The 23,357-nt window shown below is 68.4% G+C and carries 26 protein-coding genes; 16 read left to right on the top strand and 10 right to left on the bottom strand.

Annotation, left to right across the window (positions count from 1 at the left end; translation table 11 throughout):
- Position 1 precedes the first annotated feature (1 nt).
- The gene (locus tag P0Y33_RS13145; RefSeq protein ID WP_279527850.1) at positions 2–421 is read right to left on the bottom strand and encodes a hypothetical protein; all 420 of its coding nucleotides are present in this window, start codon (positions 419–421) and stop codon (positions 2–4) included.
- A gap of 123 nt (positions 422–544) precedes the next feature.
- Between P0Y33_RS13145 and sufU the strand changes: the two genes are divergently transcribed.
- A complete protein-coding gene (gene sufU / locus P0Y33_RS13140) occupies positions 545–970 on the top strand; it encodes a Fe-S cluster assembly sulfur transfer protein SufU (RefSeq protein ID WP_279527849.1) in 426 nt (141 codons plus the stop codon).
- A 184-nt stretch (positions 971–1,154) separates the two neighbouring features.
- Here the strand turns inward: sufU and radA are convergent, their stop codons facing one another.
- Positions 1,155–2,186, bottom strand: coding sequence for a DNA repair and recombination protein RadA (gene radA / locus P0Y33_RS13135; protein ID WP_279527848.1), 1,032 nt, complete (start codon positions 2,184–2,186; stop codon positions 1,155–1,157).
- 210 nt (positions 2,187–2,396) lie between these two features.
- Between radA and P0Y33_RS13130 the strand changes: the two genes are divergently transcribed.
- The gene (locus P0Y33_RS13130) at positions 2,397–3,503 is read left to right on the top strand and encodes a 60S ribosomal export protein NMD3 (RefSeq protein WP_279527847.1); all 1,107 of its coding nucleotides are present in this window, start codon (positions 2,397–2,399) and stop codon (positions 3,501–3,503) included.
- Positions 3,490–4,527 carry a class I SAM-dependent methyltransferase gene (locus tag P0Y33_RS13125; protein WP_279527846.1) on the top strand — a complete coding sequence of 346 codons (1,038 nt, stop codon included), beginning with the start codon at positions 3,490–3,492 and terminating at the stop codon, positions 4,525–4,527. Before P0Y33_RS13130 ends, P0Y33_RS13125 begins: the two co-directional genes overlap by 14 nt.
- A 334-nt stretch (positions 4,528–4,861) precedes the next feature.
- Here P0Y33_RS13125 and P0Y33_RS13120 read toward each other — a convergent pair whose 3' ends face one another.
- Both P0Y33_RS13120 and P0Y33_RS13115 read right to left on the bottom strand, forming a co-directional pair.
- On the bottom strand, positions 4,862–5,011 hold the full coding sequence (locus P0Y33_RS13120; RefSeq protein WP_279527845.1) for a hypothetical protein: 150 nt from the start codon (positions 5,009–5,011) through the stop codon (positions 4,862–4,864).
- A 289-nt stretch (positions 5,012–5,300) separates the two neighbouring features.
- Positions 5,301–6,410 carry an aminopeptidase gene (locus P0Y33_RS13115; RefSeq protein ID WP_279527844.1) on the bottom strand — a complete coding sequence of 370 codons (1,110 nt, stop codon included), beginning with the start codon at positions 6,408–6,410 and terminating at the stop codon, positions 5,301–5,303.
- An 89-nt stretch (positions 6,411–6,499) separates the two neighbouring features.
- Between P0Y33_RS13115 and ltaE the strand changes: the two genes are divergently transcribed.
- Entirely contained in the window at positions 6,500–7,516 is a 1,017-nt protein-coding gene (gene ltaE, locus P0Y33_RS13110; protein WP_279527843.1) for a low-specificity L-threonine aldolase, read from the top strand.
- 23 nt (positions 7,517–7,539) lie between these two features.
- Here the strand turns inward: ltaE and P0Y33_RS13105 are convergent, their stop codons facing one another.
- Complete coding sequence (locus tag P0Y33_RS13105; RefSeq protein WP_279527842.1) at positions 7,540–7,671, bottom strand: DUF7859 family protein; 132 nt, start codon at positions 7,669–7,671, stop codon at positions 7,540–7,542.
- A gap of 90 nt (positions 7,672–7,761) precedes the next feature.
- Here P0Y33_RS13105 and P0Y33_RS13100 point away from each other — a divergent pair, with 90 nt between their 5' ends.
- The gene (locus tag P0Y33_RS13100) at positions 7,762–8,436 is read left to right on the top strand and encodes an ArsR/SmtB family transcription factor (RefSeq protein ID WP_279527841.1); all 675 of its coding nucleotides are present in this window, start codon (positions 7,762–7,764) and stop codon (positions 8,434–8,436) included.
- A gap of 247 nt (positions 8,437–8,683) precedes the next feature.
- Here P0Y33_RS13100 and P0Y33_RS13095 read toward each other — a convergent pair whose 3' ends face one another.
- Positions 8,684–9,190 (bottom strand): metallophosphoesterase, encoded by a 507-nt coding sequence (locus tag P0Y33_RS13095; RefSeq protein ID WP_279527840.1) that lies wholly within the window; start codon positions 9,188–9,190, stop codon positions 8,684–8,686.
- 47 nt (positions 9,191–9,237) lie between these two features.
- Entirely contained in the window at positions 9,238–9,624 is a 387-nt protein-coding gene (locus P0Y33_RS13090) for a hypothetical protein (protein ID WP_279527839.1), read from the bottom strand.
- A 60-nt stretch (positions 9,625–9,684) separates the two neighbouring features.
- Between P0Y33_RS13090 and P0Y33_RS13085 the strand changes: the two genes are divergently transcribed.
- Both P0Y33_RS13085 and P0Y33_RS13080 read left to right on the top strand, forming a co-directional pair.
- A complete protein-coding gene (locus tag P0Y33_RS13085) occupies positions 9,685–10,677 on the top strand; it encodes a cation diffusion facilitator family transporter (RefSeq protein ID WP_279527838.1) in 993 nt (330 codons plus the stop codon).
- A gap of 50 nt (positions 10,678–10,727) precedes the next feature.
- A complete protein-coding gene (locus P0Y33_RS13080; protein WP_279527837.1) occupies positions 10,728–12,938 on the top strand; it encodes an ATP-dependent DNA helicase in 2,211 nt (736 codons plus the stop codon).
- Positions 12,939–12,965: 27 nt separating this feature from the next.
- On the opposite strand, the gene P0Y33_RS13075 is transcribed toward P0Y33_RS13080, so the two are convergent.
- From P0Y33_RS13075 to P0Y33_RS13065, 3 genes are read right to left on the bottom strand one after another with little or no spacing between them, the layout of a single operon-like run.
- Positions 12,966–13,490, bottom strand: coding sequence for a 2'-5' RNA ligase family protein (locus tag P0Y33_RS13075; protein ID WP_382217935.1), 525 nt, complete (start codon positions 13,488–13,490; stop codon positions 12,966–12,968).
- A gap of 38 nt (positions 13,491–13,528) precedes the next feature.
- The gene (locus P0Y33_RS13070; RefSeq protein ID WP_279527835.1) at positions 13,529–13,708 is read right to left on the bottom strand and encodes a DUF7554 family protein; all 180 of its coding nucleotides are present in this window, start codon (positions 13,706–13,708) and stop codon (positions 13,529–13,531) included.
- 51 nt (positions 13,709–13,759) lie between these two features.
- Positions 13,760–13,945: a hypothetical protein gene (locus P0Y33_RS13065; protein ID WP_279527834.1), complete on the bottom strand. Its 186-nt coding sequence runs from the start codon at positions 13,943–13,945 to the stop codon at positions 13,760–13,762.
- A 326-nt stretch (positions 13,946–14,271) separates the two neighbouring features.
- Here P0Y33_RS13065 and P0Y33_RS13060 point away from each other — a divergent pair, with 326 nt between their 5' ends.
- The 9 genes from P0Y33_RS13060 (at position 14,272) to thrC (ending at position 23,333) form a co-directional block, all read left to right on the top strand.
- Entirely contained in the window at positions 14,272–15,528 is a 1,257-nt protein-coding gene (locus tag P0Y33_RS13060) for an argininosuccinate synthase (protein WP_279527833.1), read from the top strand.
- A 3-nt stretch (positions 15,529–15,531) separates the two neighbouring features.
- Positions 15,532–17,061 (top strand): argininosuccinate lyase, encoded by a 1,530-nt coding sequence (gene argH / locus P0Y33_RS13055; RefSeq protein ID WP_279527832.1) that lies wholly within the window; start codon positions 15,532–15,534, stop codon positions 17,059–17,061.
- A 251-nt stretch (positions 17,062–17,312) separates the two neighbouring features.
- Positions 17,313–17,477, top strand: a complete 165-nt coding sequence (lysW, locus tag P0Y33_RS13050; protein WP_279527831.1) for a lysine biosynthesis protein LysW — start codon at positions 17,313–17,315, stop codon at positions 17,475–17,477.
- A 2-nt stretch (positions 17,478–17,479) separates the two neighbouring features.
- On the top strand, positions 17,480–18,355 hold the full coding sequence (lysX, locus tag P0Y33_RS13045) for a lysine biosynthesis protein LysX (RefSeq protein WP_279527830.1): 876 nt from the start codon (positions 17,480–17,482) through the stop codon (positions 18,353–18,355).
- The gene (argC, locus tag P0Y33_RS13040; protein ID WP_279527829.1) at positions 18,355–19,386 is read left to right on the top strand and encodes an N-acetyl-gamma-glutamyl-phosphate reductase; all 1,032 of its coding nucleotides are present in this window, start codon (positions 18,355–18,357) and stop codon (positions 19,384–19,386) included. The genes lysX and argC overlap by 1 nt, the downstream gene beginning before the upstream one ends.
- Positions 19,387–19,390: 4 nt before the next feature.
- On the top strand, positions 19,391–20,008 hold the full coding sequence (locus tag P0Y33_RS13035; protein WP_279527828.1) for an amino acid kinase family protein: 618 nt from the start codon (positions 19,391–19,393) through the stop codon (positions 20,006–20,008).
- Positions 20,005–21,066, top strand: coding sequence for a [LysW]-lysine hydrolase (locus P0Y33_RS13030; protein ID WP_279527827.1), 1,062 nt, complete (start codon positions 20,005–20,007; stop codon positions 21,064–21,066). Before P0Y33_RS13035 ends, P0Y33_RS13030 begins: the two co-directional genes overlap by 4 nt.
- 13 nt (positions 21,067–21,079) lie before the next feature.
- Positions 21,080–21,988 carry an ornithine carbamoyltransferase gene (argF, locus tag P0Y33_RS13025; protein ID WP_279527826.1) on the top strand — a complete coding sequence of 303 codons (909 nt, stop codon included), beginning with the start codon at positions 21,080–21,082 and terminating at the stop codon, positions 21,986–21,988.
- 82 nt (positions 21,989–22,070) lie between these two features.
- Positions 22,071–23,333, top strand: a complete 1,263-nt coding sequence (gene thrC / locus P0Y33_RS13020; RefSeq protein ID WP_279527825.1) for a threonine synthase — start codon at positions 22,071–22,073, stop codon at positions 23,331–23,333.
- Positions 23,334–23,357: the final 24 nt, after the last annotated feature.

Genomic DNA, 23,357 nt, shown 5'->3' with positions numbered 1-23,357 from the left:
GTTACTTCAGGCGCCGACCCAGTTCCTCCTCGACGACCAGGAAGAGACTGTAGACGACGGTCGCCTGGAAGCCGACGAGTGCGAACGTGAGTACCTCCGGGACGCCGACGCCGTGTGCGAGGCGAACGAAGACGACCGCGCCGACGAGGTTCAGGAAGGTGGCGCCGAGGTGGACCATCTGAGCGGCCGTGCGGACGTCGCGGCGCTCGTGTTCGACGCCGACGAGCAACCCCTGAAAGGCGTACCACGTCAGGAGACCGAAGCCGAGGAGCGACCCCGCGACGTAGCCGAGCACGTCGACGTGGGAGGGGACGCCGTACTCGGCGATGAGGATGGCGCCGGCACCCCAGATGGTGAGCGTGTAGCCGTAGGCCCACACCTCGTCGACGAGCACGCCCCGGAGTCGGTCGCGCGAGAGCATCCGTCGGGCCGTTCGGTCGGCCCGACAAAAGGCGCGGGGGCCGGACCCCACGCTCAGGGCGAGGACCGCCGAGACGCCCCTGCGGAATCCTTTTCACCCGTACGGACCTAGCTACGGACAACTATGAGCATGGGATCGGACATGTACCGCCAGCAGATTCTGGACCACTACAAGAACCCCCGCAACCACGGGGAGCTGGCGGACCCGACGTTCTCCCACGAGGGCTTCAACCCCTCCTGTGGTGACGAGATCGAGTTCGACGTCGAACTCGCCGACGACGGCGAGACCATCGAGAACGTCGCCTTCCACGGCGACGGCTGTGCCATCAGCCAGGCCTCCGCGAGCATGCTCTCGCAGAAGCTCCCGGGGATGACCTTAGAGGAGGTCGACGAACTCGACCGCGACGACGTCCTCGACATGCTCGGCGTCGAGGTGACGCCGATGCGCATCAAGTGCGCGGTGCTCGCCGAGAAGGTCGTCCAGGACGGCGCCGACATCTACCGCGGCGAGAAGGACGTCGAACAGACCAGCACCGAAGACGACGAGTAGCGCGGTCCGGTCCGATTTTCCGGTTTCTCGGTTCTCCGTAGTCGCGACACCGTCGCTCCAGACAGTGCTGCCACGCGTGTACGAGGGGGAGAAGGGGAATACGGCCGCCCAGTGGAGTGTGACGTGTGACGCGCGGGCGGCGAGACGCGGTGTCGGACGGGTGAACGGACGGGAAGAAGCGCCGTTACTCGGGCTTCAGACCGCCGTCCTGGACGCGCATGACGGCCTCGCCGTCGGCGAGGTTCGGCGCGTCGACGAGGCGCACGATACGCTTGTCGTTCTTCGACTTCCGGAGGTAGATACGGAAGGTCGACGTGTGGCCCAGGATGTTGCCACCGATGGGCTTCGTCGGGTCGCCGAAGAAGGCGTCGGGGTTGGACTGGACCTGGTTGGTGACGAGCACGGCGGTGTTGTGGAGGTCGCCGATGCGCATCAGGTCGTGGAGGTGTTTGTTGAGTTTCTGCTGGCGGTCGGCGAGTTCACCACGGCCGACGTACTCCGCGCGGAAGTGGGCGGTGAGGGAGTCGACACAGAGGAGGCGGACCGGCATGTCGCTGTCCTCGTTCTCCTGGGCGACTTCCTTGGCCTTCTCCGCGAGGAGGATCTGGTGGTTGGAGTTGAACGCCTTCGCAACGTGGATGTACTCGAGGAAGTCCTCGACGAGCGCCTGCATCGTCTCGTCGTCCCCGGGTTCGCCCTCGATCTCGCGGCGTTCGAGTTCGTCCGCGATGATCTCGTCGTCGAGACCGCGGACCATGTCGTCGATACGCTCGGGACGGAACGTGTCCTCGGAGTCGACGAAGATGGCGGAGCCTTCGAGACCGCCGTGTTCCTTCGAGAGCTGGACGTTGACGGAGAGCTGGTGGGTGATCTGGGACTTCCCGGCACCGAACTCGCCGTACACCTCGGTGATGGACTGCGTCTCGACGCCGCCGCCGAGGAGTTCGTCGACCTCGTCGACATTCCAGGTGAGTTTGCCGATCTGTTCACGTCGTTCGAGGACGGCCGAACCGGTCTCGAAGCCACCGACGTCGGCTTCCTGGCGGGCGCTCTGGATGATGTCCGAGGCGCTGGACTCGCCGACGTCCGCGGTGTTAGAGAGTTCGCCGGGGCTCGCCACGGCGATAGACTGGTAGGAGTCGTAGCCGGCTTCGCGGAGCTTCTCGGCGGTCGCGGGGCCGACACCGGAGAGCTCCTCGAGGTCTACTTCAGGCATGTACTCCTTCGTTGCGCCCACGGCACCATAAACCCTCGTAAACACCGGGGTGAAAGTGAAACCGCCGGACGGGGTGGGGTCGGTCGTGGCCGACGGACGAAGGTTGAAACGACGTGAAGGAGCGCGTGGGAACACGGTTCACACCGTGGCGCGCCACGACGCACCGCGACGCGGGGTTTAACCCGCTCGACGGCCTACTCGGGTGCAAGAATGAGTTCTGCCGAGAGCTTCTGCCCACGCTGTGGCGACCCCACCGTCGAGACGGACGTGGGGGCGACGCGACGCGAACGGGCACTCTGCAACGACTGCTACTTCGAGGACTTCGACCTCGTGGAGATGCCCGAGCGGGTCGAAGTCACCGTCTGCGCCCACTGTGGGGCCCTCCACCGCGGCCGCCGCTGGGTCGACGTCGGCGCCCGCGACTACACGGACGTCGCCATCGAGGAGACCACGGAGGCGCTCGGCGTCCACGTCGGCGCCGAGGAGTTCGACTGGCAGGTCCAACCCGAACAGGTCGACGAGACGACCATCCGGATGCACTGTGTCTTCTCGGGCGTCGTCCGCGGCGAGGCACTGACCACCGAGGTCACCGTCCCCGTCAAGATCGCCAAGCAGACCTGCCAGCGCTGTGGCCGCATCGCCGGCGACTCCTACGCCAGCGTCGTCCAAGTCCGCGCCGAGGGCCGGACCCCGACCAGCGAGGAGACCCAGCGCGCCCGCGAGATCGCCGAAGACATCGTCTCCGAGATGGAGGCGACCGGCGACCGCGACGCGTTCGTCACCGAGACCACCGAACGACCCGAGGGTCTCGACATGAAGCTCTCGACCAACAAGATCGGCAAGAAGGTCTCGAACAAGTTGGTCGAGGAGTTCGGCGGGAGCGTCAACGACTCGGAGACGCTCGTCACCGAGGACGAGGACGGCAACGGCGTCTACCGCGTCGCCTTCGCGGTCCGCCTCCCGCCGTTCACGCCCGGCGCGGTCATCGACCCCGACGACGACGAGGGACCGGTCCTCGTCCGGAGCGTCCAGGGCAACCTGAAGGGCGTCCGCATCACTACGGGCGACCACTACGAGGCCTCCTTCGAGGACGGCGTCGCCCCCGACGCCCGCAAACTCGGCGAGCGCGACGACGCCCAGGAGACCACCGTCGTCACGGTCGAGGACGACCACTCCGTCCAGGTTCTCGACCCCGAGACCTACGAGGCGAAGACGGTCGCGCGCCCGGAGTACATGGACCCGGACGCCGACACCGTCCCCGTGCTGAAGAGCCGTGCCGGTCTCCACGTCCTCCCGGACGACCGTGCCCAGCGGTAACGCCGGAGACGAGGACCGGCCGCTCGCCGTCGTCGTCCCCAAACCCGACGCCGAGGCGGCCATCGACGCACTCGAAACGGAGGGGGTGTACGACGCCTCCCGGAAGGTCGTCGAACACGACGCCGACACCGTCGCGCTGCCCGTCTCTTCTCGGCCCGAGACCGTCGACGTCCGCGACACTATCCACCAGACCGACCCCGAGACGCGGGCGCCCTCGCTCGACGACTTCCTCCGCGAGCGCGGGTGGAGCGACGACGAGGTCGAGCGCGCCCCCTCGTCGTGGGCCGTCGTCGGCGACGTACTCCTCGTGGACCCGGGTGATGCACCCCGACCCGAGGAGGTGGGAGAAGCGCTCCTCGACCTCCACGGCGAGGCCGACACCGTCCTCGAACGACACGGAATCGCGGGCGAACACCGCGAACCCGACGTCCGCGTCCTCGCGGGAACGGGCGACACCGAGACGGTCCACGTCGAACACGGCACGTCGTACGCCCTCGACCTCTCGCGCGTGATGTTCTCGCCAGGGAACAAGGCCGAGCGCGCGCGGATGGGCGAGGTCGTCGACGCGGGCGAGGCCGTCCTCGACATGTTCGCCGGCATCGGCTACTTCGCGCTCCCGATGGCCCGCGGCGGCGCGCGGGTCACGGCCGTCGAGAAGAACCCCACGTCCGTCGGGTACCTCCGGGAGAACGCCCGACTGAACGACGTCGCGGACCGCCTCGACGCACGCCTCGGCGACTGTCGCGAGGTCGCACCCACGGTCGACGTCGACCGCGTGATGATGGGCTACTACGACGCGACCGAACGGGCGTACCTCGACGCCGCCCTCGCGGCGGTCCGTTCTGGAGGTGTCCTCCACGTCCACACCGCCTGCCCCGAGACGCTGCTGTGGGACCGCCCCGAGTCGCGACTCGCCGACGCGGCCGACGCCGCCGAGCGCGAAATCGAGGTGCAGGCGCGACGAGTCGTCAAGAGCCACAGCGAGGGCGTCCAGCACGTCGTCCTCGACGTCCGCGTCGAGTGAGTCGGGGTGCGGGACGAGCGCGACGGGCGGGACGCCTAAGTCGACGGAGGGACTTTTGCAGGTATGGAACGCCAACAGTGGCTCTCGCTGTTCCTCGTCGGCCTGATGATTAGCTCCAGCGTCGCGTACGTCGTCTCCTACATCTGAGGATGGGCGAGGGAGAACAGCACGAGTGGCTCGCCGTCCTGCTCTCGCTGCTGTTGCTCGTCGCCGTCGTCTACTACGCGCTGCTGTGACGGGTGAGAGCGCGGTCCTGACCAGGGACCGGGGCCCACCGGAGCCCGGTCGGTCCGCGATTCACGCGCGGACTGGAGCGGGCGATGCCCGCGAGGTACTACATTAACTGCGCGACGTCGTCGAAGTCCGACCGACAGAACGGACACCGATAGTTCGTCTGGAACCCCGACGTTTGCGCCACTGTCTTCGTCTCGAGTTCGTGCATGGCGATGCCGCGGCCACAGTCGGGACAGTCGAGCTTAGACACAGGTCAACGTACGGACCGGTTTTACTTAAAACGTGGTATGGTAGCTCGTCGCGCACCGCAAGACGGCGACGCGTCGACCGGCCATCGGCCACAAAGCGTCTATATCCAAATTACCCGGGTCCGACCGAGAAAAATAGGTTCGAGCCGGATTCGATATCTCGACAACGTCGGCGATAACTGAGTTATCGGCCGTATATCTCGTCAACACCCCAGATAACTCAGTTCTGTCGCGGATAACTGAGAAATGGCGGTCGATGACTGAGAAATAGATTCCCTCGAACGCTCGACTCTACCCCTCGAACCCTTCCTCGAACTCGAACGTCCCGTTCCGCTGCACCACGTCGCCGTCGAGTTCGATACGGGAGTCCTCGCTCATGTCGACGATCATGTCGACGTGGGTGGCCGAGTCGTTCGGTTCGCGGTCCTCGGGGACGCACTCGGCGTACGCCATGCCGACGGCGAGGTGGACGGTGTCGCCCATCTTCTCGTCGAAGAGCATGTTGTAGGTGAAGCGGTCGATGTCGCGGTTCATCCCGATACCGAGTTCGCCGAGGCGCCGGGCGCCCGCGTCGGTCTCCAGGATCTCGGTGAGTGTCTCCTCGTTGCGGGCGGCCGAGTGCTCGACGACCTCGCCGTCCTCGAAGCGGAGGAAGGCGTCCTCGACCTCGCGGCCGTTGTGGTAGAGCGGTTTGTCGAAGAGCACCTCGCCCTCGACGGAGTCGGGGACGGGCGCGGTGAACACCTCGCCGCCGGGGAGGTTGTGCTCCCCGTAGTCGTTGAGCGTCTTCATCCCCGCGACCGACATGGTGAGGTCCGTCTCGTCGCCGGAGACGATGCGCACCTCGTCGGCGGCGTCGAGGCGCTCGACCATCTGTTCTTGGTGCTCGCGCTGGGTCTCCCAGTCCTTGTTGACCGCGTTCCAGACGAACTCCTCGTAGGCCTCGGTGCTCATCCCCGCGAGTTGGGCGGCGCCCGCGGTCGGGTACTGGGTGAGACACCACCGCGTCGAGAGGAGGATTTCGCGAGTGGGCTTGACCGCGCGCTGGTAGGCGGCGTTCGTCTCCTCGTCGACGTCGCTCTGCTCGGTCGCGTTGTCCGGCGCACGGATGCGGATGGCGACGTCCGTCTCCTCGTAGAGGGCGGTGAGGTGTTCGGGTTCGGCGAGGTCGTCGGTGTCGACGGTTCGGAGGAACGCGCGGGAGGCACGGTCCTCGCCGTACAGTTTCTGGCCGCCCGCGAGCATCACGGGCGTCGCTCCCTCCTCGGCGAGTCGCTCGTAGACGGCGACGGCGAGGTCCTCGGCGGCGGGCGGCGCGGAGACGACGACCCGGTCGCCGGCCTGGACGTCCGTGGAGTGGTCGACGATCACGTCGGCGTGGTCGCGGATTCGTGAGTCCATACGTAGACGCCCGTCCAGTCGGCGGAAACGTCTTTCGGAGCGGGCGACGCTTCACCACTGCTTTGTAGCCGACGGGCGAGGGTTCGAGTATGATCGACCTCCGGAGCGACACGGTCACCCGACCGAGTGACGAGATGCGCGAGGCCGCGGCCGAGGCCCCCGTCGGCGACGACGTCTACGGCGAAGACCCCTCGGTCAACGAACTGGAGGAGCGTGCGGCCGACCTCGTGGGGAAGGAAGCCGCCCTGTTCGTCCCCTCGGGGACGATGGGCAACCAGATCGCCGCCCGCGTCCACACCGAACGCGGCGAGGAGGCCATCGTCGAGGCGAACAGCCACGTCTACAAGTACGAACTCGGCGGGTTCGCCCAGCACGCGGACCTCCAAATCCGCCCGCTCGACGGCGGCGACGCGGGAATCCCGTCGGGCGAGCAGGTCGCGGACGCGCTCGCGGCGGAGGACCTCCACGCCGCCGGGACCGGCCTCCTCTCGCTGGAGAACACGCACAACCGGAAGGGCGGGGTCGCCATCCCGCCGGAGGAGGTCGCCGCGGCCGCCGAACCGGCCCGCGAGTTCGGCGTGCCCGTCCACCTCGACGGCGCGCGCGTGTTCAACGCCGCCGTCGCCCTCGACGTGCCCGTCACGGACATCACGAGCCACGTCGACTCCGTGATGTTCTGTCTCTCGAAGGGACTCGGCGCCCCCGTCGGATCGATGCTCGCGGGGAGTCAGGCGTTCGTCGACCGCGCCCGCCGCGAGCGCAAACTCTTCGGTGGCGGACTCCGACAGGCCGGCGTCCTCGCCGGGCCGGGACTCCGCGCCCTCGACAACGTCGGACGCCTCGCCGTCGACCACCAGAACGCCGAGCGTCTGGCCGACGGGCTGGACGACGTCGACGGTCTCTCGGCGGCCGACCCGGACACGAACATCGTCCTCGTCGACGTCGAGGGCGCGGGCGTGACCGCCGCCGAGTTCCTCGACCGCTGTGCGACCGTCGACGTCCACGGGACGGAGTTCGGCGAGTACACCGTCCGCTTCTGTACACACCTCGACGTGACCGAGTCCGACGTCGACACCGCCCTCGACCGAATCGCGGACCTCGTCTGAGGAGAATCGCCGGGGGACAGAACTCACTTCTTCTGTGCGTCTTCGACGCCCTCGCGGTAGCCCGAGATCGTGCGTCGGAGGAGGAGGAGGAGCGCGATTATGAAGAGGAAGATGGCCGCGAGGATGATGACGAAGACGACGTCGCCGCTGAACATACCGTCTCTACTGGCTGCACCGACGTGAGGGTTTCGTCGACGGGGGTGACAGAGGGAAGACTGATTGTGAACGGTGACCAACCACGTCTCATGTCCCTCCTGCCCTCCGAGTCGGAGCGAGAACCGCCCGAGGGAGAACCTCGCGTCGTCGGCGTCGACGACGAGGACGCCGAGCGGCTCCTGGCCGCCCTCTCCGCGGAGACGTCCCGGACGATCCTCTCGGAACTCCACGAGTCGCCACGGACCGCCTCCGAACTCGCCGAGCAGGTGGACACGACGCTCCAGAACGCCCAGTACCACCTCGGCAAACTCCAGGACGCCGAACTGGTCGAGGTCCACGACACGCGCTACTCCGAGAAGGGCCGCGAGATGAACGTCTACGCGCCGTCGGCCGCCCCGCTCGTCCTCTTCGCCGGCCCCGAGTCCGAGAGCGAAGACGTCCGCTCGACGCTCACCTCGTTGCTCGGCGGGGTCGGCGTCCTCGCGCTCGCGAGCGTCGCCGTCCAGGCACTCCTCGCGCCCGGCGGCCTCTCGTTCGGCGGGAGTGCTGGTGCGGGCGGCGACGCGGCGACCGGCGGCGAGGCGACGACCACGGCGTCCCAATCGGGCGGCGGGTTCAGCGCCGCCAGCGTGGAGACGACGACCACGGCGGCCCGCGAGGGTGCCGGGACGCTCGCCGCCCTGCCGCCCGGCGCGCTCTTCTTCCTCGGCGGCCTGTTCGTCCTGATCGTGCTCGGGGTCGTGTGGGCCGCACGCCGGCGGTAGGTACGGGCCGGGCGAGCGGGCCGTCGGAAGTAACTCAAACGCGCGTTTGAGCTTACACGAAGTACTTGATGGTACCCGCCGAAGCAACTGCTACAGGTCGGAGAGACGGCCTGTACCCCGTGCAGACCCTCGACTGCACCCACTACCACCCACCCTCCGCGGGGCGGCCACGGCCCTCACCCGGCCCCGCACTTCGGCCCTCCACCGCTGTCCCCGCCGACCCGACGTCGGCCCTCCACTGGTTTTCTCACTCGACGCGGAACGCCTCGACGACGTCGCCCCCGCGGGTGTAGATGGTCCCGTCGAGTCCGTCCTCGCGTGGTTCGAGTTCCGCGTGTGCGCGGGGGTTCCCGCGCGGTTCGGCGTGGCTCCCCGGATTCAGGACGGTGACGTCGCCGAGGGTCTCGACCGCCGGGCGGTGGGTGTGTCCGCGAATCACGAGCGTGGCCCCGTGCTGGCGGGCGAGCAACCTGAGACCGGTCGCGCCGCTCCGCGAGCGGTGCGTGACGACCGCCCTGACGGGACCGAGTTCGACCGTCCGGGACTCCGGGAGGCGGTCGCGGACCGCCGACGTGTCGGAGTTGCCGTAGACCGCGTGGAGGCGCTCGCTCGCGTCGTGGAGGGCGTCGAGGGCGGCCTCGGTCGTGAAGTCGCCGGCGTGGACGACCGCCTCGGCGTCGCGGACGGCGTCGCGGGCACGACCCGCGAGTTCGTGGCCGGACTGGCTGTGCGTGTCGGAGAGGACGGCGAACATGGCTGGGCGAAGGAGAGCCAGGAAACTGTGTCTTCGGGTTCCTCGGTTCAGACGACGAGTCCGAACAGGTAGAGACAGGCCGCGCCGACCGTCGCACCGACGAGCGCCTCGATGGCGAGCGCGACGGCGTGGATGCGGTCGGCACGTCGGTACGCCTCGTCGCTCACGTCGCGGCGGCCCTCGCCCGACTCGCTGACGTCGTAGACACCCTGCTTGGCGAAGCCGACGCAGAAAGACTCCTTCGCCTGGAGCACACCGAGGAGACCGGCGTAGAGCGGGACGATAGTCACGAGGAAGGCGAGCGGGGGGAGACCGAGCACGACGAGGACGGCGACGAGCGCGCCGGTCGCGAGGAGACCGGCGGCGCCGAAGCCGAGGCGCTTGCGTCGCTCCGCTCGTCCGATGTTACACTGGCCGGGTCGGTAGTCGGTCATGCGCTCGTCTACGCGTCCAGGGCCGAATTGTTTTCCCACGGGCGGGCGAAAGCCGACGCGATGGCGAGTAGCAAGTCGGTGGTCCTCGCGGCACTGTTCGCGAACGCGGCCATCGCCTGTCTGAAGTTCGTGGGGTATCTCCTGACGCAGAGTCCGTCGATGCTCTCGGAGACGTACCACTCCGTCTCCGATACGGGCAACCAAATCTTCCTCCTCGTCGGCATCCGCTACGGCGGGAAGGCGCCGACGCAGAGCCACCCCTTCGGCTACGGGAAGGCGCAGTTCTTCTACTCCTTCCTCGTGAGCGTCCTCCTGTTCGGCATCGCGGGCTGGGAGAGCCTGAACCACGGCTACCACGCCCTCGTCGCCCACGAGGCGGCGGGACTCAGCGGGACGGTCACGTTCGCCGGTTCCACCTTCCCGGCCGTCTGGGTCAACTACGCCGTCCTCAGCGCCGGCCTCGTCTTCGAGGGCTACGCCCTGAACAAGGCGAACCAGGGGATGATCCACGACATCCGCAAGCACGACTGGAGTGGCTACCGCGAGGCGTTCGTGAAGACGAGCAACATCACGACGCTGACGGCGTTCACGGAGGACACCATCGCCGTCGCGGGCCTCGCGCTCGCGCTCGTCGGGAACGTCCTCGCACAGGTGACCGGCAACCCGGTCTACGACGCCGCCGCCGCGGTTCTCATCGGTATCCTCCTGATGGGCTTCGCGCTCGCGCTCGCGTGGGAGAACAAACGACTTCTCCTCGGCGAGAGTCTGCCCGAGGGCGACGAGAACGAACTGCGGGACATCGTCGCGGACTGGGACGGCGTCGAAGAGGTCGTCGACTTCCGGACGGTGTACTTCGGTCCCGAGCGCATCATCGTCACGGCGGACGTGGCGTTCGCGGACGAACTCGACACCGAGGACATCGACGACCGCATCACCGCGATGGAAGCGGAGTTGATGGCGCACAACCCCGGCGTCAAGAAGGTCTACATCGAACCCGAGCACTTCGACCTCACGACGGTTGTCACCCGCGACGGCGAACGCACGCTGGGGTAGTCGACGGAACCCCGAACTTAAGCCGTAAGCCGCCCAATATTTCTCTCAACGTGGCCACGAGCGACACCCCCGACTCCGGTCCCGACTACCTGCGCTTCTTCCCGAAGCCGTCGCCGTACGACAACCAGCGTGAGGCGATGGAGGGCATCCGCGACGCCCTCGACGACGGACAGGACGTCCTCTTCGAGGGGGCCTGCGGGACGGGCAAGACGCTCGCGGCGCTCGCGCCGGCGCTCGAACACGCCCGCCGCGAGGACCGGACGGTCGTCATCACGACGAACGTCCACCAGCAGATGCGCCAGTTCGTCCGGGAGGCCCGTGAGATCCACGACGCCGAGGACATCCGCGCCGTCGTGTTCAAGGGCAAGGGGTCGATGTGTCACATCGACGTCGACTACGAGGAGTGTCAGGTCCTCCGGGACAACACCAGAGAAGTCGTCGAGACGGAGGCCGAGAAGCGCGAGTTGGAACAGCGCCAGCAGGAACTCCTCGACCAGGCGCGCGACGGGGACGGCGGGGCGCAGGGGCAGAGCGCCGCCGACGCCCGGAGCGCCGTGATGGACGAACTCGACGCCGTCGCCGACGAACTCGAAGACCTCCGCGAGCGCAACGTCTGCGAGCGCTACGCCGCCAACCTCCGCGGGTCGAACGACGAGTTCGTCTCCTGGCTCTACGACGACGTGCGGACGCCCGACGACGTCTACGACTACGCCGAGGAGAACGGTCTCTGCGGGTACGAACTGCTGAAGGAGTCGATGGAGGGCGTCGACCTCGTCGTCTGTAACTACCACCACCTCCTCGACCCCGGTATCCGCGCGCAGTTCTTCCGCTGGCTCGACCGCGACCCCGAGGACGTCGTCTGCGTCTTCGACGAGGCGCACAACGTCGAGGACGCGGCCCGCGACCACGCCTCGAAGACGCTCACCGAGAACACGCTCGACCAGGCCGTCGCAGAGTTAGAAGACAGCGAGGACCCCCGCGCCGGCGACGCGCTGAACGTGATTCGGGCGTTCCGCGACGCGCTCGGCGAGACCTACGAGGACGCCTTCGGCTACGGCGGGAGAGAGGACGTCGGGTCGAACTGGGAGGACGTGCCCGTCGCCAACGACCACAAGCGCGACGACCTGACACTCACCTTCTTCCAACGCTACACCGGGCGGGGCATCGGCAAGGACGTCGACGACGCCATCTCGCTCGGCGAGGACCTCGACGAGGGGTACGAGGACGCCTACCGGAACGGCGACGCCACCTCCCGCCAGGAGTGTCAGACCCTCCAGGCCGCGGAGTTCGTCGACGCCTACCTCACCGAGGGCGACTCGCTGGGACAGTACCCGACGGTGGCGGTCCGCCGCGACGAGAGCACCGACGAGGTGTACGGCCGCGCCGAACTCTACACCTGCATTCCGCGGGAGGTGACGACCGACCTCTTCGACTCCGTGCACGCGACGGTCCTCATGTCCGCGACGCTCCGGCCGTTCGACGTGACCGCCGAGGTACTGGGACTGGACGACCCCGAGACGATGGCCTTCGGTCTCCAGTTCCCCGAGGAGCGCCGACGCACGTTCGCCGTCGACACCGAACCGCTGTTCGCCAGCAAACGCGACGAACGCGGGGTCCAGGAGCAGTACACGGACGTACTCTCGGACGTCGTGGAGTTCACGGCGGGCAACGCGCTCCTGTTCTTCCCGAGTTACGGCGAAGCCGAGCGCTACCACGACAGACTCCGAGACCGGGTCGACTGCCCGCTCTACCTCGACGAACCGGGCGAACCCGCAGACGACCTCCGCGAGCGGTTCGTCGCCGAGGACGGCGCCGCCCTCTTCACCTCGCTGTGGGGGACGCTCGCGGAGGGCGTGAGTTTCGACGGCGACGACGCCCGGACCGTCGCCGTCGTGGGGGTCCCCTACCCCCACCTCGACGAACGGGCCGAGGCGGTGCAGGACGCCTACGACCAGGTGTTCGAGGACACCGAGGACGCCGGGTGGACGTACGGCGTCGAGGTCCCCACGGTCCGCAAGACGCGCCAGGCGCTCGGCCGGGTCATCCGTTCGCCGGACGACTTCGGCGTGCGGGTGCTCGTCGACCGCCGCTACACGAAACAGAGTCGCCGCTCGATGCGGAAGTACTCCATCAACGGGACGTTCCCCGGCGAGGAGCGCCAGGAGATGGTCGACCTCGACCCCTCGAAGTTGAAGTTCTCGATGCTCAACTTCTACGGCGACATGGACGCGTGGGGCGAAGACGGTCCGCCCCGGCCCTGAGCGTCGGGGCACTCGTCGCGGCCGGTCTCAGGCCGGGAGCGAGACGGAATCGATGCGCTCGCCGTACGACGCGTCGTAGAACTGGAGTTCGGTCGCGTCCCACTCGATCGGGTCGATCTCCTTCCGTCGGAGTCGGTCGGTCGGGTCCTCCCGGTAGACCGGCCCGCCGTCGTACTGGCGAGCGAGGGTGACGTGTGGGACGAAGTCCTCACCTTCGAGACCGTCGATAGCGCCGAACTCGTCGACGAGTCGGCGGTGCGCCTCGTCGAGTCCGGGACTTGTCACCGAGAGGTAGACGACCGGCGCCGTCCCGCTGGGCGGGTCCTCGAAGACGTCGATGCCGTCGATCCGGACCGCGAACGGCGGCAGTCCGTCGAGGGCGCGGCGTGCGCGGCGCTCGGCGTCGAGGTACTCGCGGCGGTTCTCGGCGGGGAGACGCTTGCAGAGAAGTGTCGGCCGCTGACGGATCCGCTCGAAGTCGCTCAGCGCGGGCCGGAGGTCGGCCGCGAGCGAGCGGACCGCCTGCGGCACGGGAACGTTCACGCTGTACACGCTCGGTGGTAGGACACCGAGACGGATGGGTGCTCCGCCTAGATCCTGTCGAAGAGCCAGAGGACGATGACGAGGAGGACGAGCAGGCCGACGACCGGCCCGAATACGCCGGCGGCGACCCCGACGACCGCCTCCAGCAGTTCGATGACGATCCAGAGCAACACGAGTGCCAGGACGAGTTTCAGGAGGGTCTCGGCTTCGAGTGATGCGCGGGACATGCGTTCTTACTTTTCTCTCCACCCTGCAAAAAACTCCGCCTTCGCCCGACCTCACTCGCGGCGCCGCCACCACACTCGGACGAGGAACCAGACGACGACCGTGACGCCGACGACGCTCAACAACCCGAGGACGACGGTCGCGAGGAGTTGCAGGAGGTGGATGACGAACCACGTGACGAGGAGTGCGAGAACGACGAAGACGACGGTTTTCGCGTTCAGACTGGGCCAGTCGACCATCCTGTCGTTACGTACGCATCGGCCGTGGAAAAATGGGCGGCTACACGGCCGTGACTCGTGGTACCACGGGGAAACCGGCGGAAAATGCTGGAGGGTCGAAAACGTTTAATACCGGACCTCTACAATAGGCGAGTAACGATGCAGACGCTCGCTGCCACCACGTCCGCTTTCTCCGGCAGCGCCGTGTCCGTCCTCCGTCTGCCGCGACGACGACCGGGGTCCCCTTAGACCCCACTTTACCTACCTCCTGACTTCCGGTTCGTTCGTTTCGACCCACGAACCCCGTATCGTCGTCCAACTATCACCCCCGACAACACACCACACAAATGGCAGACCAGACCAAGACCGCGGCGCTCGCCTTCTCCGGCGGGCTCGACACCACCGTTTGCGTCCCGCTCCTGAAAGAAGAGTACGGCTACGACGAAGTCATCGGCGTCACCGTCGACGTCGGCCAACCCGAAGAGGAGTTCGAAGAGGCCTACGAGACCGCCGAGGCCCTCGACCTCGAACACTACGTCGTCGACGCGAAGGACGACTTCGCGGACCTCTGTTTCGACGGCGTGAAGGCCAACGCCGACTACCAGGGTTACCCCCTCGGGACGGCGCTCGCCCGCCCCGTCATCGCGAAGGCCATCCTCGACGTCGCCCACGAGAACGACTGTGACGGCATCGCCCACGGCTGCACGGGCAAAGGAAACGACCAACTCCGCTTCGAGGCCGTCTGGCGCGAGTCCGACCTCGAAGTCATCGCCCCCGTCCGCGAACTCGGTCTCACTCGCGAGTGGGAGATCGAGTACGCCGACGAGAAGGACCTGCCCGTCCAGGGCGGCAAGGAGGGCGTCTGGTCCATCGACACGAACCTCTGGAGTCGCTCCATCGAGGGCGGCGACCTGGAGAAGCCCGACTACGTGCCTCCCGAGGACATCTACGAGTGGACCGACCAACCCTCCGACGAGACCGAACTCGTCGAGATCGAGTTCGAGGAGGGCGTCCCCGTCGCCGTCGACGGCGACGAGATGGAGCCGGTCGAACTCGTCGAGTACCTCAACGACCTCGCCGGTTCCTACGGCGTCGGTCGCACGGACATGATGGAAGACCGCATGCTCGGCCTGAAGGTGCGCGAGAACTACGAGCACCCGGCCGCCACCACCCTCCTCACCGCCCACGAGGCGCTCGAACAACTCGTCTTCACGAAGGAGGAACGCGACTTCAAGAAGCAGGTCGACCACGAGTGGTCCCAGAAGGCCTACGAGGGTCTCGTCAACGCGCCGCTCGTCGGCGCCCTCGAGGGCTTCATCGACCAGACCCAGCAGAAGGTGACGGGGACGGTGACCATCAAGTTCGAGGGCGGCCAGGCCCGCGCCGTCGCCCGCGACAGCGAATATGCCGTTTACTCCGAGGAGTTCGCCTCCTTCAACACGGAGGCCGTCGGTGACATCACCCAGGACGACGCCACCGGGGTCGCGAAGTACCACGGCTTCCAGGGCCGTCTCGCCAACTCCGTCGCGGAGAAGGTCAACGCCTCGAAGCCCGAACTCGCGACGGACGGGAACGGCGACGCCGAGAACGACAGCGAGGAGTAAACGATGAGTGAGGAACCCACCACGGACGCGGCCGCCGACGGCGGACAGCAGGACGGCGGGCAGACCGTCGTCCGCCGCGACCGTTTCAGCGGCGGCCCCGCCCGCGGGTTCCTCTCCTCGATGGACGCCGACGACCGCATCTTCGAGGCCGACCTCGCGGTCGACCGCTCGCACGCGGTGATGCTCGCAGAGCAGGGCATCGTCCCCGAAGACGACATCGGCGCCATCCTCGTGGCCCTCGACGACGTCGAGGAGGCCGGCTTCGACGCCCTTCCCGCCGGGGAGGACGTCCACGAGGCCATCGAGAGCGCGGTCATCGAGCGCGTCGGCCCCGCCGGCGGGAAGATGCACACCGCGCGCTCGCGCAACGACGAGGTGGCGACCTGTATCCGCTACCGCCTGCGCGAGGACCTCCTCGACGCCGTCGAGGCGGTGAACCTCCTGCGCGAGACGCTGCTGGCGGTGGCCGACGAGCACACCGAGACGGTGATGCCCGGCTACACCCACCTCCAACCCGCCCAACCCACGACCGTCGCACACTACCTGTGCTCCTACGAGGGGCAACTCTCGCGCGACGCTGCACGGTTGCTCGACGCCTACGCACGGACGAACGAGTCGCCGCTCGGCGCGGCCGCGTTCGCCGGGACGCCCTTCGACGTGGACCGCGAGCGCACGGCCGAGTTGCTCGGCTTCGACGGCGTGGTCGAGAACTCGATGGACGCCTCCTCGGCGCGCGACTTCCTCTACGAGGGAGTCGCCGCGCTCGCGGGCGTCGCGACGACGCTCTCGGGTCTCGCCGAGGACCTGGTGGTCTTCTCGAACAAGGGGCTGGTCGAACTCGACGACGACTACGCCTCGACCTCTTCGATCATGCCCCAGAAGAAGAACCCCGACACGATGGAACTCGTCCGCTCCGTCGCCGGGGACGCCGCGGGCGGCCTGCAGGGACTCCTCACGACGCTCAAGGGACTCCCCCGCGCCTACAACCGCGACCTGCAGAACGCGACCACCCACGCGTGGGAGACGGTCGACGCGGTCGTCGAGGCGACGGAGGTCGCGGCGGGTGCGGTGGGGACGGCCCACTGGCCCGAAGAAGCGCTCGCCGACGCGGCGGGCGAAGGGTTCTCGACCGCGACCGGCGTCGCGGACCTCCTCGCGATGCACGGCGTCCCCTTCCGGACGGCCCACGAGGTGGTCGCGCAGGCGGCGAAAGCCGCCGAACGCACGAGCGGTGAAACCGCGAGCGACGCCGGGGAAGCGGATTACGAGGCCCTCGACGCCGCCGCCCGCGAACACCTCGGCGAGTCGCTGGACGAGGCGGTCGGCGAGGACGCGGTGAAGGCCGCCCTCGACCCCGCCCACAGCGTCGCGATGCGCGACTCCCGTGGCGGTCCCGCCCCCGAGGCGGCCGAGGCGACGCTCGCGAGTGCCACCGAAGACCTGGAGCACGACCGCACGCTCGTCGGCGACGCCCGCGACGCGCTCGCGGCCGCCGAGGACGAACTCGCCGCGGAGGTGGCCGACTATGTCTGAGGGACGGACCCGACTCCGACGACCGCGAGCACCGCGAGTGGTCGGTCCGCGAGCGGGTCGTCCGCTCCCGCCGCGACCACCACTCCCGCCCCGTTCTGGGGGCATTAAACAGAAACCAGACATAACTGGCACGGTTCGAAGTTCGGGGTTTCGGGCGTTCTCGTCCACGTAGAGCGGAGTCTGCTCTTTTGTAAGATTACAAACAAGTCCGGTAGTGTTAAGTGTACCCCGTCGAAAGGTGTGAGTGAACAATGACCGAATGCGTCGAGTGCGGGGCAGACGTGGACCTGCACGACAACCTGGAAGTTGGAGAGATCGTCGACTGTGGCACCTGCGGCACCGAGCTGGAGGTCACCGACGTCAACCCGCCGGTCCTCGAACGGGCGCCCGAGCTCGACGAGGACTGGGGGGAGTAACCGTGAAGTTAGGACTGCTCTACTCACGGATCCGCAAGGACGAGAAGCTCCTCCTGAACGAGCTTCGCGAGCGCGGCCACGACGTCGAGAAGATCGACGTCCGCGACCAGCAGTTCGGTCTCGACGACGCGGGCGGCACGTTCGAGGACCTCGACGTCGTCCTCGACCGCTGTCTCGCGACCTCGCGGAGCAAGTACGCCACGCAGTTCGCCGAGCACTACGGCGTGCCCGTGGTGAACGCGCCCGACACGGCGGACGTCTGCGCGGACAAGGTGAAGACGAGTCTCACCCTCGAAGACGCGGGCGTCCCGACGCCCGAGACGTCGGTCGCCTTCACGACCGAGAGCGCGATGGAGGCCGTCGAGGAGTTCGGCTTCCCCTGTGTCCTCAAGCCCGTCGTCGGCTCGTGGGGCCGCCTCATGGCCAAGATCGAGTCCGAGAGCGCCGCCGAGGCCATCCTCGAACACAAGGCGACCCTGGGTCACTACGAGCACAAGGTGTTCTACATCCAGGAGTACGTCGACAAGCCCGGCCGCGACCTGCGCGTGCTCACGGTCGACGGCGAGGCCGTCGCCGGGATGGTCCGCTCTTCGGACCACTGGGTCACCAACGCCGCGAAGGGCGCGAAGACCGAGGAACTCGAACTCACCGACGAGGTCCGCAAACTCGCCCGCGAGGCCAGCGAGGCCGTGGGCGGGGGGATGCTCGGCGTCGACCTCATGGAGACCGAGGACGGCGAGTACACCATCCACGAGGTGAACCACACGGTCGAGTTCAAGGCCCTCGACGACGCCGTGGAGACGGACGTCCCCGGCACCGTCGTCGACTGGCTCGAAGCGAAGGCCGAGGCGGGCGTCGAGGCGGAGGTGTCGCTGTAGTGCCGACCGCGAGCGTCGTCGGCGCCAGCGGCTTCGCGGGGGGCGAACTCCTCCGCATCCTCGCCGACCACCCCGAACTGCGAGTCGAACAGGCGACGAGTCGCCAGTACGAGAAGCGTAGCGTCGGGACAGTCCACCCGAACCTCCGGGACCTCGACCTCCGCTTCTCCTCGCCGGAGGACCTCGACGACGTAGACGTGCTCTTCCTCTCGGCACCCCACGGCGTCGCGATGGACCACATCGACGAGTACCGCGACGTCGCCGACACCGTCGTCGACCTGAGCGCGGACTTCCGTCTCCAGGAGGAGACCCAGTACGACGAGTGGTACGACGGGCACACGCGCCCGGAACTCCTCTCGGAGTCGGTGTACGGCCTCCCCGAGATCAACCGCGAGAACATCGCGGGCGCGGACCTCGTCGCGGGTGGCGGCTGTAACGCCACCGCGACCATCCTCGGGTTGACCCCGCTGGCCGAGGCGGGCGTCCTCGACGACGCCCACCTCACGGTCGACGTGAAGGTCGGCTCATCCGAGGGCGGCGCCGGCGGCGGCGCGGCCTCCTCGCACCCCGAGCGCTCGGGCGTCGTCCGCCCGTACGCGCCGATCAGCCACCGCCACGAGGCCGAGATCCAGCAGGAACTCGGCGTCTCCGTCTCCTTCACCGTCCACGCGGTGGACATGGTGCGCGGGGCCTCCGCCACCTGTCACGTCCACCCCGAGGAGATGCCCTCGAAGGCCGACCTCTGGCAGGCCTTCCGCGGCGCCTACGAGGACGAACCCTTCGTGGACCTCGTCTCCGGCGGGGGCGGCGTCTACCGCTACCCCGAGCCGAAGTCCGTCGCGGGCACGAACCGCGCCGAAATCGGCTTCGAGATGGACGAACGCAACGACCGCGTCGTCGTCTTCTCGGCCATCGACAACATGATGAAGGGCTCGGCGGGCCAGGCCGTCCACGCGGCGAACGTCGCGCTCGGCTTCGACGAGACGACCGGTCTCGACTACCGCGGACTCCACCCCGTCGGCAGTCCCTGAAACCATGGTCACGGTAGTCGCCTCCCTCGGTTCCGCGTCGCGCGAGGTCGTCACCGACGTCGCCCACCTCGTCGTCAACGACGAGGACGTCGTCGTCGTGGACGGACACGACGGCGACGCGTCGCTCGTCGGCGAGATGCAGGCCAGCGGCGTCGCCGGCGTCGGACTCTCCGGCATCGACGGGAAACTCTTACTCGGCTCCGACGCCGGCGTCGAGTCCGTCAACGTCGACCTGCTGGAGACGCTCCTCGACGACGGCTACGTCCCGGTCGTCTCGGGACCGGCGCTCGCCGAGGTCGGGAGTGACGACGAACGGGTCCACCTCGCGGCTACCGAGGTCGCGTCGGCCGTGGCGGGCGCACTCGCCGTCTGCGACCCCGAGGCCGAGGTCGACCTCGTCCTCCTCTCGGACGGCCACACGGCCGCCGGGACGGTCGACACGGCAGACGGCTTCGACGCCCTCCGCGAGACGGGCGCCGACGACCACGAACTCGCGGCCGCGGAGACCGCGCTCGCGAGCGGCGTCGACCGCGTCGTCATCGGCGACGCCACGCTCGGCGACCCGATCATCGCGGCTTGCGGGAACCACGGGACACACATCGTCGGGGGTGCCCTCTCGTGAGCGAGTCCGCCGTCGACCACCCCGACGAACCCGCCCGCGAACTGCTCGCCGACCTCGTCGGGATCCAGTCGGTGTCGGGCGAGGAACGGGAGTGCTGTGAGCGCCTCGCCGACTTCTTCCGGGAACACGGTCGCGAGGTCACCATCGACGACGTGGGCAACGTCCGTGCGCCCGCCGACGACTCGGTGCTCCTCACTTCGCACATCGACACCGTCCCCGGCGACATCCCCGTCCGCGAGGAGGACGGCGAACTCTGGGGGCGCGGCAGCGTCGACGCGAAGGGACCGCTCACCGCGATGGCCGTCGCGGCCGTCCGCACGGGCGTCTCCTTCGTCGCCGTCGTCGGCGAGGAGACGAACTCCCGCGGGGCGCGCCACCTCGTCGACACCCGCGAGGCGCCCGACGCCGTCGTCAACGGCGAGCCGAGCGGGTGGGACAACCTCACCCTCGGCTACCGTGGCTTCGTCAAGGGCCGGTTCGCGGGCGAGACTCCGTCCGCACACACGTCGCGGCCGGGTCCCAACGCCCTCGAATACGCGATGGACTGGTGGCACGACGCCTCCGAGGCGTTCGTCGACGAGTCGGACGACCCCGTCTTCGAGCAGGTCACCACCAAGCCCGTCTCGATGGACGGCGGCGTCTCCGACGACGGTCTCGCCTTCGAGTCGAGCGTCGACGCCCAGTTCCGTGTCCCGCCCTCGAAGACCGTCCCCGAGGTGCAGTCGACCGTCGAGGCGGCCCTCCCCACCTACGTCGGCGAGGACGCCTCCGTCGACGTCTCGTGGCTCGACAGCATCCCGCCGGTGATGGAGAGCCCGCGCAACCGCGTCGCCGCGGCCCTGCGCGCGGGCATCCGTGACACCGACGGCGAACCGACACACCTGCGGAAGACCGGGACCAGCGACATGAACATCTTCGCCGGCGAGTGGGACTGCCCGATGGCGACCTACGGACCCGGCGACTCCTCGCTGGACCACGCCCCCGACGAGCGCATCGACCTCGCGGACTTCGACCGCGGCGTCGCCGTGCTCGAGCGGGCCTGCGAACAACTCTCCTGACCTCACTGTACCTATGACCGACGTTCTGGACATCGACGACCTCGACCCCGACGAACTCGACGCCGTGCTGGCCGAGGCGGCCGCCCTCAAGGCGGACGTCGCGGCGAACGAACCACACGCGGTGCTCCCCGAGCGGAGCCTCGCGATGCTGTTCGAACAGCCCAGCACGCGAACCCGCGTCTCCTTCGAGGTCGGGATGACCCAACTCGGCGGCCACGCGGTCTTCCTCGGCAAGGAGGACATCCAACTCGGCCGCGGCGAACCCATCAAGGACACCGCCCGCGCGCTCGCCCGCTACGTCGACGCCATCATGGCACGCGTCGGCGACCACGACGACCTCGAGGCGCTGGCCGAGTACGCCGACGTCCCCGTCGTCAACGGGTTGAGCGACGAGGCCCACCCCGCCCAGACGCTCGCGGACCTCCTGACTGTCCGCGAGCAGTGTGGCTTCGACGCCGAGGTGGCGTGGGTCGGCGACGCCAACAACGTCGGCGCCTCCTTCGTCGTCGGCGCGGCGATGGCCGGCCTCGACGTCTCGGTCGCCACGCCCGAGGCGTACGCCTTCGACGAGTCGGTGTTCGAGCGCGCCCGCGAGTACGGCGCCGAACCGACGGTCACCCACGACCCCGTCGAGGCCGTCGACGACGCGGACGTCGTCTACACCGACGTCTGGGTGAGTATGGCCGACGCCGAGAACCCCGAGGAGAAACGCGAGACGTTCTACGACGGCGGCTTCCAGGTGAACGAGGACCTCCTCGCCCACGGTGACGACCCCGCGGTCATGCACTGCTTGCCCGCCCACCGCGGCGAGGAGATTACCGACGACGTCATCGAGAGCGACGCCGCCATCGTCTGGGAGCAGGCCGAGAACCGGATGCACGCCCAGAAAGGGCTGCTCGTCCACCTGCTGAACGGCGACTGACGTCCGGCCGCCTCCCGATTCCACGATTGTTCGACGGAGAAGAACGTCCCCTATTTGTGCCTCGGGTCCGCAGGTGACGGTAATGACGAGCGCACACCTCGACCTCGAAGCCGAGGAGACCCCCGACGTGGCCGACGACGGCGTCTGGCTCACCTGTATCGAGTGCGGCGAACAGCACGCCCCCTTCGACGACGTCATCTACCGCTGTCCCGACTGTGACGGCCTCCTGGAGGCACGCTACGACGAGTACGCCGGCTTCGACGACTTCGAGGGGAGCGGCGTCTGGCGCTACGCCGCCGCCCTCCCCTTCGAGACGGGCGTCAGCATCGAGGAGGGGAACACGCCGCTCTACACCGTCCCGAGCATCGAGGACGCCACCGGCGTCGCCGACCTCCGCGTGAAACACGAGGGGATGAACCCAACCGGGTCCTTCAAAGACCGCGGGATGACCGTCGGCGTGAAGGTCTCGGAGCGCCTCGGCGTCGACCGCCTCGCCTGCGCGAGCACGGGGAACACGAGCGCCGCGCTCGCCTGCTACGGCGCCCGCGCGGACACGGAGGTCCTCGTCCTCCTGCCCGCCGGGAAGGTCGCCGCCGGGAAGGTCGCACAGGCTGCCCTCCACGGTGCGCGCATCCTCGAAGTCGACGGGAACTTCGACGACTGCCTCGACGTCGTCTCCGAACTCGCCGACCGCGGCGAAGCCTACCTCCTCAACTCGCTGAACCCCTTCCGACTGGAGGGTCAGAAGACCATCGCCCTCGAGATCCTCGAACAGTCGAAGGCCGAGACCGGCGAGTACCCCGACCGCATCGTCCTCCCCGTCGGGAACGCCGGCAACACGGCGGCGCTCTACAAGTCCTTCCGCGAACTCGTCGCCGCCGGCGACATGGACGAAGACGAGATGCCCGCCATTACGGGCGTCCAGGCCGAGGGCGCCGCACCGCTCGTCGAGGCCATCCAGTCGGGCGCCGAGTCGGTCGAACGCTGGGAGGAAGTCGAGACCCGCGCGACCGCCATCCGCATCGGGATGCCCGTGAACGCGCCGAAGGCGCTCCCGGGCGTCCGCGCGACCGGCGGCACCGCCGTCGCCGTCGAGGACGAGGAGATCACCGCCGCACAGCGCGAACTCGCACAGGACGGCGTCGGCGTCGAACCCGCCTCCGCCGCCTCCGTCGCCGGTCTCCACAAACTCCGCGAGCAGGGCGTCGTCGACGCGGACGAGCAGGTCGTCTGTCTGACGACCGGCCACCTGCTGAAGGACCCCGACGCCGCGGCGGCCGCCGGCGCCGAACCCGTCCCGGCCCCCGCCGACGCGGACGGCGTCCTCGACGTCCTCGGCGAGTAGCCGCGTCTGCGTCCGCGTCCGCGT

The organism is Halospeciosus flavus (assembly GCF_029814175.1).
Classification (GTDB): domain Archaea; phylum Halobacteriota; class Halobacteria; order Halobacteriales; family Halobacteriaceae; genus Halospeciosus; species Halospeciosus flavus.
Note: the sequence above shows the minus strand (reverse complement) of the source record. Positions and strands in the feature narration are given on the sequence as shown.